Genomic DNA, 15248 nt, shown 5'->3' on the forward strand with positions numbered 1-15248 from the left:
TCCTTGGAAGATAGGTCCTTGAAAATAAGCTCTTGGAAATACGTTCTTAAAAAGAAGCCTTTGAAACCCTCGAAAATCGATTCCCGAACCCAGGATCGGAAAAGACGAGTGCCTAAACCGAGACATGAAATCTGGAGCAATCTACCCTGACGGCGGTGAATCGACCTCGAGCATCGTCGGCGGCGCGTAGCCGAATCGTGCCAACGCCGAGGTCAGCCCTACCGCCGAAGCAGCCGTGGCCCAGCTGGCCGCTCCGGGCTCGGCAACGGATGCCTCCGGGAGCCCTGAGACCTCCGGGGGCCACGGGAGTCCGTCACGATCGCCCGCGACGCCAGGTTCGTACAGCACCGCACTCAGGCGTCTGGCAATGGCCTGGCCCGAGTCGATCCAGCGAACGCCCCTCGGTAACAGAGCCTCGAGCGGCTCGCGCAACAGCGGAAAATGGGTGCACCCCAGCACCACTACGTCGAGACCCACCGCGGCCCTCAGCGGCGCGATCGCGGTCGCCAGTGACGAGGCGTCGATGGGCAGCCCCCGCAACAGACGCTCCGCCTCGACTACCAGCGGGTCCGCCGCCACGCGCACGACCTGGCAATCGCCGGCGAACTCTTTGATCAGCCGATCAAGATAAGGCCGATGAACGGTAGCGCTGGTGGCCAGTAATCCGATGATCCGATGCTCGCTCATTGCAGCGGCCGGTTTGATCGCCGGCACGGTACCGATCACTGGAATCGACAGGCGTTGGCGAAGTGCGTCCAGCGCCAGCGTACTGGCCGTGTTGCAGGCGATGACCAGTGCGCGCGGCCGGGCATGTTCGCAGGCGCGTTCGCAGACGCTGACGATTCGCGCCACCAGCCAGGCGTCTTCCCGGGTACCGTACGGCAGCGCCGCGTTGTCACAAACGTAGCCGAGCGAGAGCTGCGGCAGATGTCGGCGAATCTCGGCGCTGACGGAGAGACCGCCGACGCCCGAGTCGAAGATCAGTGCATCAACCCTGGCCCTCGCCGGGGAAATCGGCGTCTCATGCGATCGATCCATTCCGCCCTCGCGTGTCGATTCAGCGCCATATTCTACGCAAACGACGACGATCGCGCAGTGGCGATCGTCGTCGTGAGGAGAGGCTGGAGATCGAGGATCCGTGCTGGCAGACGGCCGGGGGCGATTGCCACCCCGGGGCGCAGCGTCGAAAACGACTATAGCGGAGAGGGAGCCTCGCGAAATTCGGTGTACAGCTCCGGATAGGCCTCCTGCAGCCGCGCCAGTTCGGCACCGGCCTGGGCAGGCATCTCCTCGGCCAGGCGCGCCAGGTCTTCCTCGTCGAAGTGCTCACGGATCAGCGGGAACAGCTCTTCGCGTTCGGCGCGCAGATAGGCGCGATGCGCCTCGAGATAGGAGCGGAGATCTTCGGCAAACTTGTCCATCGGCATGACGCCATCCATCAGGATCATGTCGATATCCTGAGACAGCTGCATCAACTGCTGATGGAGATGCTGATAGTCATCGGCCAGCCGACTGCTCAGCTCATGGATGTGCGACTCCTTGGCCACCAGCTGTTCGCTGCAGATGCGCTCCAGGGGAATGGTGAACCCGTTCATGTAGTCGAGGATGTAATCGACCACTTCCCGAATCAGCCGAAAATCGGGACGATCTCCAGCGGCCAGTGTCTTGTGTTTGAGTTGCAACACATGCAGCAGGCGCGCCATGTTGGCATGGTCCTGACGCAATTGGGTCAGCATGGGCATGGTGAGACTCCTGTCCGGGAAGCGCGATCTTGATCACGCTGCCTTGTCAGCCTGATGTAATACCAGGTTGGCGCAATGCCAGAATAGCGTACCGCAAGCCAAGTGTAGTTCCAGACTCGTCGGGTGTCAGAACAATAGCGTGATGCCAGAATAGCGTGTTGTGCGAAGACCGTGTTGTGTGAAGAACGTGTTCTGTGAAGAACATGTGTGCGAGGAAACGGTACCCGTGAAGAACCGGATCCAATCGACGGGCAATTGGGCGTATCGCCAACGGCACGCTAGAATTTCCTACCCTAGCGGTTTTCCGAATAAACGCTCTACGCCTAACGTCTGAATCGCTGTAGCGAAATGTACGGTTTCGTTGCCCTCAGCCAGCCTGGATGATGCCATGGATCTCTTCACCGACGATGCCTCGCGAGGCGACACCCAGCCGGATAGCGCGCCTCTTGCCTATCGCATGCGACCGCGCCGACTGGAAGACTACGTCGGCCAGCAGGCACTGGTCGGCCCCGGCAAACCGCTACGTCGAATGGCCGAGACGGCGAGCGTTCGCTCTATGATCCTGTGGGGGCCGCCGGGTGTCGGCAAGACGACGCTGGCCGAAATCCTCGCCGAGGCCTCCGGTGCCCGGCTCGAGCAGCTCTCCGCGGTCATGGCCGGGGTCAAGGATATCCGCGCGGCGGTCGAACGCGCCCGCGAAGGACAGATGCGCGAGCGCCAGACCCTGCTCTTTCTCGACGAGATTCACCGTCTCAACAAGAGCCAGCAGGACGCCCTGCTGCCGCACGTCGAATCGGGCCTGCTAACGCTGATCGGCGCGACCACCGAAAATCCCTCCTTCGAGGTCAACTCGGCGCTGCTCTCCCGCGCACGGGTCTACGTGCTCAAGACGCTCGACGACAACGAGCTGATCACGGTGCTGAAGCGCGCCCTCGCCAACGAGACGCTGGGCCTTGGACAGCGCAACATCCGCGCCAGCGACGAGACGCTCTCGATCCTGGCGCGAGCGGCCTCCGGCGACGCCCGGCGCGCCCTGGGCCTGCTCGAAACCGCCTGCGATTTCGTCAAGACCGACGAACACGGCGAGCATCTCGATCGCGACGCGGTGATCGAAGTCATCGGCCACCAGGCCGCCGCCTTCGACAAGCAGGGCGAGCACTATTACGACCTGCTGTCGGCCATCCACAAATCGATTCGCTCCTCGCGCCCCGATGCCGCCCTTCTGTACATGGCCCAGTTCATCAGCGGTGGCGGCGACCCGCTGGATGTCGCCAGACGTCTCGCGGCGATCGCCTCGGAAGACGTGGGCAATGCCGACCCGCGCGCGTTGCCGCTGGTGATAGCGGCGTGGGATGCCTACCTGCGACTCGGCGATTACGAAGGCCAGCGCGCCATTGCCCACGCCGCGATCCACTTGGCGATCGCGCCGAAGAGCAACCGCATCGATCAGGCCTGGAGCCAGGCCAAGGCGTTCGTCGCCGAACACCCCAACCTCGAAGTGCCGGTCTACCTGCGCAACGCCCCTACCAAGCTGATGGCGTCGCTGGGCTATGGTGACGGCTACCGCTACGCTCATGGCGAGCCCAACGGCTATCCGGCCGGTAGTGCCCACGACTGCTGGCCACCGAACCTCCCTAGAACGCACTTCTACGCCGCCAGCGAGTTCGGCCACGAAAAGCGTTTCCAGCAGATGCAGGCGTGGCGCGAGGAGCTGGATCGACAGGCCGATGGCGAGGCCTGATCGAAGAGCTCTGATCGACGGCCCTAATCAACGAGTTCCGATCACCGAACCCTGATTGACGCCCTTGCCTGGCGGAACCAACTCCCTCGGCCCATTCGGCCGAGCTTGCTACCGCTGCAGGAAAAATTCGCCCCCGACGTGAGAACCACGGCGGGGGCGAATCAATCTACGAACGAACCGCTTACGGTGTCGCGGGCGACTGCTCGCGAATCACGTCGGCGCCTTCGGGAGGCTGGAACTGGAACTGCGCCGGATCGATATCGGTATTGGTCTCGGCATTGTCGAAGTCGATCGCCGTGCGCTGCCCGGTGCTGTCGGTCATCTGCAGCGCATCGAGCTGCTCGCTGTAGAAGGTCAGCTTGAGCTGCTCGAACAGGGTGTCATTGGCCTGCGGCACCAGGGTGAAGGTCTCGCTGGCGCCCTGCTGCTGACGTGACACGTCGTAGTTATCGGCCAGCTCCGAAGCGCTTCCCGACAGCAGCAGTGCCGGCGTGTGCGTGACGCGGTCATCCAGCGGCTGGATGGTGACCTGCTCCAGATCCGGATCGTACAGCGAGACTTCATCGCCATCGGAGACGACCAACTGGCGATAGGGTTCGTTCACTTCCCAGCGGAAATGCCCCGGCCGCGACAGCCACATATGACCGCTGGTGTCCTGCAGGCTTGACCCCGACGCATCCAGAATCTGCTGCTCGAAATCCGCCGAATAAGTCTTCAGCGGCTCCAGCAGATGTGTCAGGCGATCGGCAGAGGCCTGATCGGCCACTGCCGCCTGGGTCATCAATGCCGGCGCCAGCAACACGGCTCCGGCGATAGCCAACGTCTTCATCTTGCGCATGGATATTCCTTTCTTGAAACAGCGAGTCTTGGAACGACGAGCCTCGAACGGCGAGTCTTGAAACGATGAGTCGTGAATTGGCGAATCTCGGCCGACGATCATCTACCAGTGGCCTTCATTCCCAGTAGCTTTCATTCGGCGTGTTGAAGCGTTGGACAGCAAAACGGCCACGGGGTTTAACGCTGCCCCGTGGCCGTCAGCGATCGTTCAATGGCCGACGGGGGGCGGGGCCAGCACTTCGCGTGAGCCGTTGTTACCCATCGAGGTCACGACGCCGGCCTGTTCCATCGCCTCGACCAGTCGCGCGGCGCGGTTGTAGCCGATCTTGAAACGACGCTGCACGGCGGAAATCGAGGCCCGCCGCGTCTCGGTGACGAACTGCACGGCCTCGTCGTAGAGCGCATCCTGCTCGGCATCGTCGCCATCGCCGCCGTCGGCTTCGAGCCCTGCCAGTGCGTCGGCGGAAACGCCGCCCGAAAGAATCTCCTCGATATACTCCGGCTCGCCGCGGCGTTTCCAGTCCTCGACGATACGATGCACTTCATCGTCGTCGACGAACGCACCGTGGACCCGCTGCGGCATGCCGGCGCCGGCCGGCAGATAGAGCATGTCACCGTGGCCCAGCAGGTTCTCGGCGCCCCCCTGATCGAGGATCGTGCGCGAATCGATCTTGGACGAGACCTGGAACGCCATGCGCGTGGGAATGTTGGCCTTGATCAAGCCGGTGACCACGTCGACCGAAGGCCGCTGGGTCGCCAGGATCAGGTGGATACCCGCCGCTCGCGCCTTCTGGGCCAGACGCGCGATCAGCTCCTCGACCTTCTTGCCGACGATCATGAACATGTCGGCGAATTCGTCGATCACCACCACGATGTAGGGCAGCTTCGCGAGCGTCGGCGGCGGCTGGTGCATCTCCCACGGCTGGGGTTCCCACATCGGGTCCTGAACCTGCGCCCCGTGGCTCTCGGCTTCATCGAGCTTGGCGTTGAAGCCGGCAATGTTGCGCACGCCCATCGCCGCCATCAGCTTGTAGCGCCGCTCCATCTCGGCGACACACCAGCGCAGCGCGTTGGCCGCTTCTTTCATGTCGGTGACGACCGGCGCCAACAGATGCGGAATGCCGTCGTAGACGGAGAGCTCGAGCATCTTGGGATCGACCATGATCATGCGAACTTCGTCTGGCGTCGCCTTGAGCAACATCGACACCAGCATGGTGTTGATACCCACCGACTTGCCCGAGCCGGTGGTGCCGGCCACCAGAAGATGAGGCATCTTGTTGAGATTGGCGACCACCGGATTGCCGCCGATATCCTGGCCCAGAGCCAAGGTGACCGGGGACTCCGCGTTCTGATAGACGTCGGAATCCAGCACCTGGCGAATGCGAATCATCGCCCGGTTGGGATTGGGAATTTCGATGCCCACCGTGGGCTTGCCGGGAATGATCTCGACCACGCGGACGCTCTTGACCATCAACGAACGCGCCAGATCCTTGGCCAGGTTGCTGATCTTGGAGACCTTCACGCCCGCCGCCGGACGGATCTCGAAGCGGGTGATGACCGGGCCGGGCCAGGTCTCGACCACTTCGGCCTTGACGCCATATTCGCGCAGACGCATCTCGAGCAGTTCCGCCATGTCCTCCAGTTGCTCGGGGGTGTAGTTGGGCTGCTCGGGATCAGCGGGCGTGGTCAGGCGAATCGACGGCAGATTGCCACTCGGCTCAGGCATGTCGTCCATCACCGGGCGCTGGCTCTGCAGATGTTCGACCGTCCACAGCGTCGGCTGATCGCTGGCCGCAGCCCTTGCCTGCGCGGCGGTGGCCACGTTGGGCACGGATGCCGATTCTGACGCTGATAGCGAATGCTGAGGTGCCGGCGCATGCTGAAACGATCGTGCTCCTCCGGAGAGCTCGCTATCGTTGTCGTCCACAGCCTCGGCGTCATCCTCGATATCGAAACGCGGCTCCTGACGTCGGGCCGGGCTTTCGGTCGCGGATCGAGCTGGCCTATCAACCGGTTCATCGACCGGTTCATCGACCGGTTCATCGACCGGTTCATTATCCGGGAAGGCCGAAAGCGCCGGATCCGCCGGCATCTCGCCACCCTCGGCTTCGGCCTTGCGCCAATCGATGCCGGACCGATCTTGCGAAGCGTCCTGCTGCCAGGAAGGCGACGTTTCGAGGGGGCCGGCGACCGATTCGTCATCGGCGTCGTCCTCTGGCTGCCAGGTCGACGCGGGCTCGTGGCGATCGGCGCTAATGCCCCACTGCTGCGTGGGTGCGTCGTCATCGTCTGCCGCGAGGCCGGAGAAGTGCGGTTCATCTGCCGGTGATACCTGGCGCTCGTCATCCCGAGACGGCCACGACGTCGCTACCGAACTGCGGCCTGCTTCGGGAGCCGAATGCCGGTTGGTTTCAGAACGTCTGTCGAGGCCTGAAGTCGTGTCGAAGGTCGCTTCAGCGCCTTGCCTTTCATCAACGCCCCTTTCATCAACGCCCCTTTCATCGACGCCCCTTTTATCGATGCCCCTGCCATCGACATTCCTCTCATCGACCTTCCTCTCATCGACACCGAGGGAAGCGTCGCCTTGCGAGGAAATCTCAGGGTCGACTCTGCCGGCGAAGCCAGAGGGCGCACCAGCAGGAGCCTGAAAGGCGTCCGGAATACGTCGCCGTGTAACGTCGGCACGGAATGCTGAACTGTCCGACTGAGGCTCCGACGACGCTTTATCGTTGGCATCGGCTTCGTTCCTGGCGCCTGCCGTTGTCACCGAACTCGCAGCAATACCTGGAACCGGATCGTGGGCGGAGATGCGATTCGACGCCGGCTCGACACCGGACGAGCGTACGCCAGCGTCGGTGACCGGACGCGTTGCCGCCGAAGCGCGCCGCGGCGTCGGCTCGCCATCTTGCGCCGGGGTGGCATCCAGCGGTACGGAGCCCAGGGTCGGCTCACGGCTCTCGTCGCGCTGCTGGCGAGCGGTATAGGACGCTTCCGGCCGTTTGGCCGACGGCGTGCGCGCCGGGATGTCCCACGGAATGTCCGTGCGACCATCGTTGCGCCAAAGGGAGGATTCACGACGCTCGCCGCCGTCGGTCGCGCCGACGGCGTTTTCCCAGGCGGGTTCCTGACGGCTCTGCCGGGCATAGCCGGCGTCGTCGTCCCACTGCTCCAGATCCGGCGCCCTGTTCCAGGATAACCAGTGCCAGGGCAACCAGCGCGCCCACCACGCCGTCTTGCGTGGCGTGTCATCTTCGCTGACCGAATCTTCCTCATCGTCACGTTCGACACCCGCAGGCTCGATGGACGCTTCGCGACGCGCCTCGGCCCTGTCGAGCCGGCGGGTCTCGCGAACCTCACGTCGCTCGCCGGCGCGCGCTTTCGACCAATGGAACAGGCGGCTGAGCGAACTGCCGAGTTCGTCCATCACCGTCAACCAGGACATCCCGGAAAACAGCGTGAAGCCCGACATGAAAGCGGCAATGGCGATCAGCGTGGTCCCTCTCACCCCCACCAGCGAGGTGAGAGAGCCGGCGATACCCCGGCCCAGAATACCGCCGGCCTGATTGGGGAGTTCGCTGGCCGCACTGTAGAAGTGCAGATCGCCAAGCGTCGTGGTGCTCATCAACAGCAGCAGCAGACCGCCGGTGTGAACGGCCAGGGCGACCGGATCCCAGGCGATCTGAACCTGCGCCTGACGCATCAGGCGCCATGCGCCGAGGCCGAACATGCCCGGCCACCACAGCGCGCTGGCGCCGAACAGTGAGTAGAGAACGTCGGATAGCCAGGCGCCGATCGGGCCCATCCAGTTGGAGACGGATTGATCCGGTCCGCTGTGCGACCACCCCGGATCCGTCGGCGTGTAGCTGAACAGCGCCAACAGCAAAAAGACGCAGATGGCGAGCAGCAGGATCACCGCGCCCTCGCGAGTCACACCCTGGAGGCGCATGATCACGTGGCGGGCCTGCTCCCTGGCTTGCGCTTGCGTTGATGAACGACGGCTCTTCTTAGCCGAACTCTTGGCACTCAAATGATCAACCCCCTCGCGCCAGATCTGGCGTGGCGTAGCACAATCAACTGCCACGCCGCTGGCGGCATTCCATTCCGCTCGCGGCATTGGCGATCAGCGGCCGAACCCACTGGCGGGTCCGGCTCTTTCGATTCGCCATCATACCGGGGGCGGGGCCGACATCACAGGGGGCGCCGCTAGCTCGCGGCGTTACGATTGTCGCCCTATCTTGCAGCCTTATCTCGTAACCCTATCTCGCAACCCTATCTCGCAACCTATCGATTCAGGCCGGCAGCGAATCCTCTACCACCGTTCGCTGCCCGGTGCCGGATACCCGCGGAGCCGTCTCGGATTCGTCGGAACCGACCTGAGGCGCGTGACGCAGACGAAACAGGGCGACGGTATCGGCCAACCCGCGACTCTGCTCGCTAAGCTGCTGGGTCGAGGCGTGGGACTGGCGCACCAGCGCCGCGTTACTCTGCGTACTTTCGTCGATCTGTGAAATCGCCACGTTGATCTGCTCGATCCCGTGGGACTGCTCATCGGAGGCCAGACGGATTTCCGAGATCAGTGTACTGATGCGCTCCACCTGGGAGACGATTTCGGCGACACGCTCGCCTGCTTCGACGGCTCGCAGATTGCCGCTATCGACCTCGTCGACGGTGCGGCCGATCAGCGCCTTGATCTCCTGCGCCGAGGTCGCGCAACGCTCCGCCAGACTCCGCACCTCCTGGGCAACCACGGCAAATCCTCTGCCCTGCTCGCCGGCCCGAGCGGCCTCGACGGAAGCGTTCAAAGCCAGCAGATTGGTCTGAAACGCGATGCCATCGATCACTCCGACGACCTCGGAGATCTGACGAGCCATGGCGACGATACGCTGCATGGCGTCGGCCGTGGCCTCGACCGTACTCTGCGCCTCGCCGGCAGCCTGCGCCGTGCGTCGCGCCTGCTCGTCACTTTCCTGCGCTCGCTGCGCGTTCTGGCGCACCGTGGCATTGATCTCTTCGGTACTGGCAGCGGTCTCTTCGAGGCTGGCCGCCTGGGATTCGGTGCGCGATGCCAGTTCGGCATTCCCGGATGCCAGTTCCCGAGTATGATTTTCCGTCAAGGCGACCGCGCCGCGCACCTGGCCGACGATACGTTCGAGCCCGTCGCCGATGCCGTTCATGGCGGCGATCAGTTGGCCGATCTCGTCCCGTCGGCGCGTATCGATACGCTGCGACAGGTCCCCCTGCGCCAGCGCCTGTGCCAGACCCACCGCACGGTTCATCGGTCGGGTCACCAGCTGCTTGACGATCCAGTAGAGCGTCAGACCCAGCGCCGCGGCCAAGCCCAGTGCGATCAACAGGAAGCGGTCCCGCGCGGCAATGACCCCGGCCTGGATCTCGTCCACCGAGACCGAGCCGGCCACGATCCACTGCCACTCCGAATAGCGGGAGTAGGAGACCAGGCGCTCGTCACCGTCGCTGGCCTGGTAGTCGATCTCACCGGTTGTCTGGTCGAAGAGCGGCGCATAGGTATCGGCCAGCTCGCCGTCCAGCAGATTCTGTCCCTCGTAAGGCCCCCCGGCGATGACCTGGCCCCGTGCATCGCCTACGGCCGAGATCAGCATGGTGTAGCCGGCATCGCCGATGCCCATTTCGCGAATGCGATTCTGCACCTGTGCCATCTCTGCGCTGACATCGACCCCGACGAAAAGCGCCCCGACTACGTTGCCATCGCTGTCCTGAATCGGCTGGTACTTGGTGATGTAGGAAGTCCCGAATAGATTGGCCAGGCCGATGTAGGGCTCATTCGCCATCAGTTTGGCGTAGCTCTTAGAGTCACGCTTGAGCAACGTTCCCATTGCCCTCTCGCCCGCCTCGTTCTTGAGAGAGGTGGAGATCCGCACGAAATCGTCTCCATCACGGGCGAAGATCGTCGCCGGCGTCCCGGTCTGGGCGGTAAAGCGATCGAGCTTCCAGGTGTTGTCGTTGAGCACCTCCAGCCCATCTTTCAACGTCGGAGTCTGGCGCCCGGAGACCTCCACCTGCTGATCCGGACTCAACGAGAACCGGCCCGAATACTGATCGGAAAAGATATTCAGGAAGCGATCGGCCTGCTGCTGCAGGCTGTAATCGAACAGCGACAGCATGTCGGTGATGGAGTCCTGCTGGGTCTGCAGTTCGTGCTGGGTGGCCGCACGCAGCTGCGTCGTGCTTGACTGGGCCATGGCGAAAGCCAGCCCCATCAGCACGGCGACCTGTAACAAGGCAACGATGGAAGCCAGCTTGATACCGATACTGGCATGGCGAAGACGCTGTCGGAGTGCAGCCATGAGTCTTTCCGCGAGTTGAGTAGTCGGACAATCTATCGGCGGCGACAATGACAATCTTGATAATGCCCACGAGAAAAAATCCGCACCGCGCAAGATGCGACCAGCATTGATATGCTGGCCGGCGTTTTCAGCCGCTTTCTCATTCGGTCGTGATGCATGCTCCCCTGGCTACCGCCCCATATCGTCGCTTTTCCTCCGGTCACTCACGCTCTCGATGATCCCGATGGGCTGCTCGCCGTCGGCGGCGCGTTGACGCCCGAGTGGCTGCTGAACGCCTACCGTCATGGCATCTTCCCCTGGTACGCCGAAGGCCAGCCGATTTTGTGGTGGTCGCCCAATCCGCGCATGGTGCTGTTCCCCGAAGAGATTCGGATCCGGAGAAGTCTATCCAAGCGGCTACGCAACGTGGGTTTCAGCGTGACGTTCGACGGCGCCTTCGAACGCGTCATCGCCGCCTGCGCCGAGACTCGCGCCGACGCCGGTGGCACCTGGATCGACGATGCCATGCGTCGAGCCTACGAGGACCTGCACCGGCTGGGACACGCGCATAGCGTGGAAGTCTGGCAAGAAGAGGCGCTGGTCGGTGGGCTCTACGGGCTGTCGATCGGTCGAATCTTCTTCGGTGAATCGATGTTCAGCCGCGCCGCCGATGCCTCGAAGATCGCGCTGGTTCATCTGGCACACGAACTCCATCAGCGCGACTTCGCGTTGATCGACTGCCAGATGCACACGCCGCACCTGGCCAGCATGGGGGCGAGAGACATCGCCCGCGAGACGTTCATCAACTATCTTGAGAAAAACGTCAACGCACCCAACCCGGCCGATCTCTGGCCAACGGAGCCAACGTGAGCAGCGACAACGCGAATGGCCCGCAGCATCAGACACGTGACCTTCGTTTCTTCCTGACGGTGCCACATCCCTGCAGTTATCTGCCGGGACGAGAGGCAACGACGCTGTTTCTCGATCCCCAGGAGACCGTAGCCCCGGAAGTCTACGACGCGCTCACCCTGCTGGGCTTCCGGCGCAGCGGTAGCAATCTCTACCGCCCCCACTGTGAGGCCTGCAGCGCCTGCACGTCGGTCAGGATACCGGTGGATGACTTCGCCCCGTCTCGAACGCAGCGCAAACTGATCAACCGCAACCGGGACCTGACGCTGCGACTGCGGCCGACCGAGTTCGACGAGCATCACTACGCGCTCTACGCCCGCTATATCGGCGCCCGCCATGCCGATGGCGACATGTTTCCGCCCAGCCGGGAGCAGTACCGGATGTTTCTGACCCAGGCGCATCCGTTCGCCAAGCTGCTGGAGTTTCGACTCGGCGGTCATCTGATGGCGGTGGCCGCCACAGATATCTTGAGTCATGGACTTTCGGCGATCTACACCTTCTTCGACCCCGATCCGATATTCGAACGACGCTCGCTGGGTAGCTTCGCCATCCTCAGCCAGCTCGAACTCGCGCGTGAACGCCGCCTGCCCCACGTCTATTTGGGCTACTGGATCCGGGAGAGCCAGAAAATGCGTTACAAGCAGGACTACCAGCCGCTCGAGTACCTCAACGGCGGACGCTGGCAGCGCATGGTTCCGACAGCAGCGCTCTCCTGATCCGACAGTACCGCTCTCCTATCAAAAGCGCCCCAGCGAAACCGGGCTCGGCCATGATGAAAAAGCGGTCCGGTCTGGCATTCGCCAGGGACTTCCGGCTCGATTTCAAGCGTATTTTTGCCTTCCCCGGCGAGATGGCCCATAATATCGCGCACTTCAGAGGCCCAATGGCGGGCTGGCACGATGATAACGTGGACGGCGACACTGCTGTTCGCGTCATATTACGTCGATTGCCGACCGCGAGGCGCCATGCCAGGCCCTCACCAAGCCCTAGCTCAAAACGTCAAGAGGGATCGCCTATATGGCACGAGAAGATCACATCGAAATGGAAGGCGTCGTCGTCGACACGCTTCCCAACACCATGTTCCGCGTCGAACTGGAAAACGGTCATGTCGTGACCGCCCATATTTCCGGCAAGATGCGCAAGAACTACATTCGTATCCTGACCGGTGACAAGGTCAAAGTGGAACTGACTCCTTACGACCTCTCCAAAGGCCGCATCGTCTACCGCTCTCGCTGATATCGCGACTCGCTCGGCCCATCGCGCCAGCGGCCGCTCGCCTCCCTGAACGCATCTGACACGCTGGTTCCACGTCAGGCAGGCGACGCAAACGACGACAGAATCAAAAACGCCTCGCCATGTCGACCATGGCGAGGCGTTGTCGTTTGCCGCTGCTGCGTCAGGCGATTTCGGCTTCGGTCTCAAGCTGCAGCTCGTCGTTTTCGACGCGCACATGCACCAGGCCGCCGTTCTCGGCCAGCTCGCCGAACAGGATCATCTCGGCCAGCGGCTTCTTGAGCTTCTCCTGGATGACGCGGGCCATCGGACGCGCCCCCATCTCCGGGTCGTAGCCCTTCTCGGCAAGCCAGGCACGAGCGTCGTCATCGACATCCAGCTGCACCCGCTTCTCGTCCAGCTGCGCCTGCAGTTCGACCAGGAACTTGTCGACGACATTGCGCACGATGGACGGCTCGAGACCATGGAACTGAATGATCCCGTCGAGACGGTTGCGGAACTCCGGCGTGAACGTGCGACGGATCACTTCCATGCCATCGGTCGAATGATCCTGAGTCTGGAAACCGATCGAGCGACGCGAGATCTGCTCGGCACCGGCGTTCGACGTCATGATCACGATCACGTGACGGAAATCCGCTTCACGGCCGTTGTTGTCGGTCAGACGACCATGGTCCATTACCTGCAGCAGCAGGTTGAAGACTTCCGGATGCGCCTTCTCGATTTCGTCCAGCAGCAGTACGCAGTGAGGCTGCTTGGTGATCGCCTCGGTCAACAGCCCGCCCTGGTCATAGCCGACATAGCCCGGAGGCGCACCGATCAGCCGCGATACCGTGTGGCGCTCCATGTATTCCGACATGTCGAACCGCACCAGCTCGATGCCCATCAGCAGCGACAGCTGCCGCGCCACTTCGGTCTTGCCGACGCCGGTCGGACCGGAGAACAGGAAGCTGCCCACCGGCTTGTCCGGGGACTTAAGCCCGGCGCGTGACAGCTTGATCGCGGCGGAAAGACTGGTGATCGCTTCGTCCTGACCGAACACCAGCATTTTCAGATCGCGCTCCAGATTGGAGAGTAGCTTGCGATCCGAACTGGACACGCTCTTCGGTGGAATGCGCGCGATGGAGGCCACCACGGCCTCGACCTGATCGACATCGATCGTGGCAATGCGCGCTTCCGGCGGCAGCAGACGCTGGTGCGCACCGGCCTCGTCGATGACGTCGATCGCCTTGTCGGGAAGATGGCGATCGTTGATGTAGCGATCCGCCAGCCGCGCGGCACTCTCGAGCGCCGCATCGGTGTACTTCAGCTGATGGTGCTCCTCGAAGCGCCCGCGTAGCCCCTTGAGAATATGGATAGTGTCCTCGACGGTCGGCTCCGGCACGTCCACTTTCTGAAAACGCCGTGCCAGCGCGCGGTCCTTCTCGAAGATGCCACGGAATTCCTGGAATGTGGTCGAACCGATACAGCGCAGCTCACCCGAGGAGAGCAACGGCTTGAGCAGATTCGAGGCGTCCATGACCCCGCCGGAAGCGGCGCCGGCGCCGATCACCGTGTGGATTTCGTCGATGAACAGAATCGAGTTGTCCTGCTTGCGCAGATCGGCAAGCAAACCCTTGAGCCGCTTCTCGAAATCGCCGCGATACTTGGTGCCGGCGAGCAATGCGCCCATATCGAGCGAATAGACCACTGCGTCGGCGATGACGTCCGGTACGTCTTCCTCGACGATGCGCTTGGCCAGACCTTCGGCGATGGCGGTCTTGCCGACCCCGGCCTCACCTACCAGCAACGGGTTGTTCTTGCGCCGCCGCGCCAGGATCTGCACCACTCGCTCGAGCTCGTGATCGCGGCCGATCAGCGGATCGATCTTGCCCAGGCGCGCCTGATCATTGAGATTGGTGGCGTAGTTGGAGAGCGGGCTCTGACCGTTCTCGCCGACCGCTTCCTCGCCCTCTTCGGACTCCGGCGACGGCTGCTGTGACTGGCCATGGCCGGCCACCTTGGAGATGCCGTGGGCGATGTAGTTCACCGCATCCACGCGCGCCACGCTCTGCTGCTTGAGGAAATAGACCGCCTGGCTCTCCTGCTCGGAGAAGATCGCCACCAGCACATTGGCACCGGTCACTTCGCTCTTGCCGGAGGATTGCACATGAAAGACCGCACGCTGAAGCACACGCTGGAAGCCCAGCGTCGGCTGCGTTTCCCGATCTTCCTGCTCTTCGGGAATCAGCGGGGTCGTGGAATTGATGAAGTCCTGCAGATCGGCACGAAGCTTTTCCAGGTTCGCGCCGCAGGCGTTCAGCACATCGGCTGCCGAGGCATTATCGAGAAGCGCCAGCAACAGGTGCTCCACGGTCATAAACTCGTGTCGCTTCGAGCGCGCCACGGTGAAGGCCGTGTTCAGGGTGAGTTCAAGTTCTTTACTCAACATGGCAGTCCCCTTTTAGCCACTGAGGGCGTCGGTCGGCACTTTCACAATCGGGCACA

At 62.8% G+C, this 15248-nt stretch carries 10 protein-coding genes; 4 read left to right on the plus strand and 6 right to left on the minus strand.

The window, feature by feature from the left end; all coding sequences use genetic code 11:
• Positions 1–141: 141 nt before the first annotated feature.
• Both murI and BTW08_RS10825 read right to left on the minus strand, forming a co-directional pair.
• Positions 142–1038 (minus strand): glutamate racemase, encoded by an 897-nt coding sequence (gene murI / locus BTW08_RS10820; RefSeq protein WP_075562545.1) that lies wholly within the window; start codon positions 1036–1038, stop codon positions 142–144.
• 155 nt (positions 1039–1193) lie between these two features.
• Entirely contained in the window at positions 1194–1736 is a 543-nt protein-coding gene (locus BTW08_RS10825; protein WP_075562625.1) for a hemerythrin domain-containing protein, read from the minus strand.
• 394 nt (positions 1737–2130) lie between these two features.
• Here BTW08_RS10825 and BTW08_RS10830 point away from each other — a divergent pair, with 394 nt between their 5' ends.
• Positions 2131–3483 (plus strand): replication-associated recombination protein A, encoded by a 1353-nt coding sequence (locus tag BTW08_RS10830; RefSeq protein WP_075562546.1) that lies wholly within the window; start codon positions 2131–2133, stop codon positions 3481–3483.
• A 181-nt stretch (positions 3484–3664) separates the two neighbouring features.
• Here BTW08_RS10830 and lolA read toward each other — a convergent pair whose 3' ends face one another.
• The 3 genes from lolA to BTW08_RS10850 all read right to left on the minus strand — a co-directional run bounded on the left by lolA (position 3665) and on the right by BTW08_RS10850 (position 10643).
• Positions 3665–4321 carry an outer membrane lipoprotein chaperone LolA gene (gene lolA, locus BTW08_RS10835; RefSeq protein WP_075562547.1) on the minus strand — a complete coding sequence of 219 codons (657 nt, stop codon included), beginning with the start codon at positions 4319–4321 and terminating at the stop codon, positions 3665–3667.
• 207 nt (positions 4322–4528) lie between these two features.
• A complete protein-coding gene (locus tag BTW08_RS19365) occupies positions 4529–8266 on the minus strand; it encodes a DNA translocase FtsK 4TM domain-containing protein (protein WP_246837713.1) in 3738 nt (1245 codons plus the stop codon).
• A gap of 343 nt (positions 8267–8609) precedes the next feature.
• Positions 8610–10643 carry a Cache 3/Cache 2 fusion domain-containing protein gene (locus BTW08_RS10850; RefSeq protein ID WP_075562548.1) on the minus strand — a complete coding sequence of 678 codons (2034 nt, stop codon included), beginning with the start codon at positions 10641–10643 and terminating at the stop codon, positions 8610–8612.
• A 156-nt stretch (positions 10644–10799) separates the two neighbouring features.
• Here BTW08_RS10850 and aat point away from each other — a divergent pair, with 156 nt between their 5' ends.
• The 3 genes from aat to infA all read left to right on the plus strand — a co-directional run bounded on the left by aat (position 10800) and on the right by infA (position 12767).
• Positions 10800–11492, plus strand: a complete 693-nt coding sequence (gene aat, locus BTW08_RS10855; RefSeq protein WP_075562549.1) for a leucyl/phenylalanyl-tRNA--protein transferase — start codon at positions 10800–10802, stop codon at positions 11490–11492.
• Positions 11489–12247 (plus strand): arginyltransferase, encoded by a 759-nt coding sequence (locus BTW08_RS10860; RefSeq protein WP_075562550.1) that lies wholly within the window; start codon positions 11489–11491, stop codon positions 12245–12247. The genes aat and BTW08_RS10860 overlap by 4 nt, the downstream gene beginning before the upstream one ends.
• A gap of 301 nt (positions 12248–12548) precedes the next feature.
• Complete coding sequence (gene infA / locus BTW08_RS10865; protein WP_013332816.1) at positions 12549–12767, plus strand: translation initiation factor IF-1; 219 nt, start codon at positions 12549–12551, stop codon at positions 12765–12767.
• A gap of 160 nt (positions 12768–12927) precedes the next feature.
• Here infA and clpA read toward each other — a convergent pair whose 3' ends face one another.
• Positions 12928–15192: an ATP-dependent Clp protease ATP-binding subunit ClpA gene (gene clpA / locus BTW08_RS10870; protein ID WP_075562551.1), complete on the minus strand. Its 2265-nt coding sequence runs from the start codon at positions 15190–15192 to the stop codon at positions 12928–12930.
• Positions 15193–15248 lie beyond the last annotated feature (56 nt).

It is taken from the genome of Salinicola sp. MH3R3-1 (assembly GCF_001937155.1).
In the GTDB taxonomy this organism is placed as follows: domain Bacteria; phylum Pseudomonadota; class Gammaproteobacteria; order Pseudomonadales; family Halomonadaceae; genus Salinicola; species Salinicola halophyticus.